Below are 2300 nucleotides of genomic sequence, written 5' to 3' on the forward strand. Positions count from 1 at the left end.
GCGCCAGCGCCGTCCCGTCGGGGAGGGCCGCCGCGTACACGCCCTCGGCGCCGTCCTTGGCGACCAGCCCGGGCACCGCCTCGCAGAACGCGGTGACGTCGCGCCCGGTCCCGCCGACCAGCCCCGGTCGGGTGCGGACCGCCGCGGCGACCCGGCCCTCCGCCGACGCCGGCGTGGCCTGCGCCGCGAGCGCCAGCCGGGCGAAGCCGTGGGCCAGCCCGAGGAGCGTCGTCGACAGCAGGGGCGCGCCGCAGCCGTCCACGGTGACGTGCTCGACCGCCTCGCCGACGAGCTCCTCGACCCCGGCGCGGACGGCGCGCTGGAGCGGGTGCTCGGGGGCGAGGTAGCCCGACGTCGGCCAGCCGGCCAGCGCACAGGTGACGAGCATCGCGGCGTGCTTGCCGGAGCAGTTCTGGGTGAGGCTCGACGCCTCGCCGCCCGCCGCCCGCCACGCCGACGACGCCGCGGGGTCCAGGGGCAGGTCGGGCGTGTTCTGCAGGTCCTCCTCGCCGAGCCCGGCCGAGGCCAGCACGCGGCGGACGACGTCGAGGTGGCGGGGTTCGCCGTTGTGGCTCGCGCAGGCCAGCGCGAGCCCGTCGTCGTCGACCTCCAGCCCGGCGCGGAGCATGGCGACCGCCTGGAGCGGCTTGAGCGAGGACCGCGGCCACACCACGACCCCCGGGTCCCCGAGGGCGAACGCGACCGCACCGTCCGGTCCGACGACGACGACGTGACCGAGGTGGACCGACTCGACGAGCGGGCCGCGCACCACCCGCGCGAGCACCTCGCCCGGCGGGAACGGGACGGCGGGCGGCGTGACGTCCGGGCTCACCACCTGCCCGGGCCGCCCGGCCCGCCCGACCCGCCCCGCCCGGAGTACGGCGCGATGGCGGGCTTCACGTCGACCAGGTAGACCGACGCGGCGACCGCGGCGATCACCGCGAAGAAGAGGAAGCCCGAGTTGCCCACGCCGATGAAGGCGATGGCGGTCGAGACACCGAGCACGGCGAGCCAGAAGTTCTTCGTCCGCTTGCCGCCCGCGGTGAACGCGCTCGCGGGACGGCGCGCCGCGTCGACGAGGGCGACGACGCAGAGCCCCAGCACGAGCAGGGACAGCGCGAGGAAGACGAGGGCCTGGGCAGAGGAGAGGAATCCCACGGTCGAAGGGTACGCAACGGCGCTGAGGTGCCGCTGCGAGGTCCCGGCACGGCCGCCGGGCGCACGGCCCCCGGAGCCGTCGGGGACCCGGGGATCGGGAGCCCCCTCACAGCTCCGGCAGGTGCGACCGCGCCTCCTCCGGAGGGACACCTGCCGCCTCCAGCAGGTCCACCACCACGGACCGCATGAGCAGCACGACGCCCTGGACGTGCCAGTCCTCGGGCGCCAGCGCCCGCGGGTCCGTCCGCTCGGCGGCAGCGTGCAGCCGGGCCCGCACGCTCGCGGGCACCGCCCCGCCGCCGACGGCGATGGCCAGCTCGGAGGTCGCCGCGGCCACGTCCGCGACGAGCTCGCCGAGATCCGTCAGGTCGTGCCCGCCCTCGAGCAGCGGCCGGCACCGGCGGACCAGGACGCGGGCGTTGCGCATCGCCCGGTCGGCCCGCACCGCGGCACCCTCCAGGTCGTGCAGCTCGCTGCGGTGACGCCGGTGCGCCGGCGAGACCCGGGCGCTCGCCCGCGCGTCCGCCGCGACGGACCGCCACTGGTCGAGGGTCGGCTGCGAGGCGCGGCCGCGGACCAGGGCGTCCTCCACCATCTCGTCGTCGACCGCGAGCAGCCCGCGCCCGAGGTCGCGCAGCACCTGCGCGACCTCCTCGAGCCCCTCCTCGGCGAGGTGCCGGACCCGCCGTCGGGGGTCCTGCGGCCACAGCGCCGTGACGAGCAGCGCGATGCCGCCGCCGACGAGCGCGTCGACCCAGCGGCCCAGCGGCGAGCCGGCCTGCGCCGCGGGCAGCGCCACGATGACGATCGCCTGGACCCCCGCCTGCGTGGTGAGCAGGACGCCCCGGTCCAGGAACCGGGCCACCAGGGCAGCGATCGCCAGCACCACCCCGACCTGCGCCGGCCCCGTCCCGATGACGTTGACGAGCAGGTCGCCGAGCAGCACGCCGACGGCGACCCCCGCGGCCAGCTCGGCCACGCGGCGCGGCTGCCGGTCCACGCTGAAGCCGAGCGCCACCCACGCCGAGACCGGCGCGAAGAACGGGTTCGTGTGCCCGAGCACGTTCACCGCGACGGCCCACGCGGCCGCCGCGGCGGCGCTCGCGACGAGCACGGGCACGAGCGCGCGGCGGACGCGGGCG

At 77.7% G+C, this 2300-nt stretch carries 3 protein-coding genes; all 3 read right to left on the reverse strand.

Annotation, left to right across the window (positions count from 1 at the left end; genetic code table 11):
* On the reverse strand, positions 1-832 hold an 832-nt coding region (locus tag N866_RS06835; protein WP_052022511.1), incomplete at its 3' end, for an asparaginase.
* Positions 829-1158, reverse strand: coding sequence for a DUF2516 family protein (locus tag N866_RS06840; protein WP_034224535.1), 330 nt, complete (start codon positions 1156-1158; stop codon positions 829-831). The genes N866_RS06835 and N866_RS06840, both read right to left, overlap by 4 nt.
* A 106-nt stretch (positions 1159-1264) precedes the next feature.
* On the reverse strand, positions 1265-2300 hold a 1036-nt coding region (locus N866_RS06845; RefSeq protein WP_034224540.1), incomplete at its 5' end, for an FUSC family protein.

The organism is Actinotalea ferrariae CF5-4 (assembly GCF_000603945.1).
GTDB lineage: Bacteria > Actinomycetota > Actinomycetes > Actinomycetales > Cellulomonadaceae > Actinotalea > Actinotalea ferrariae.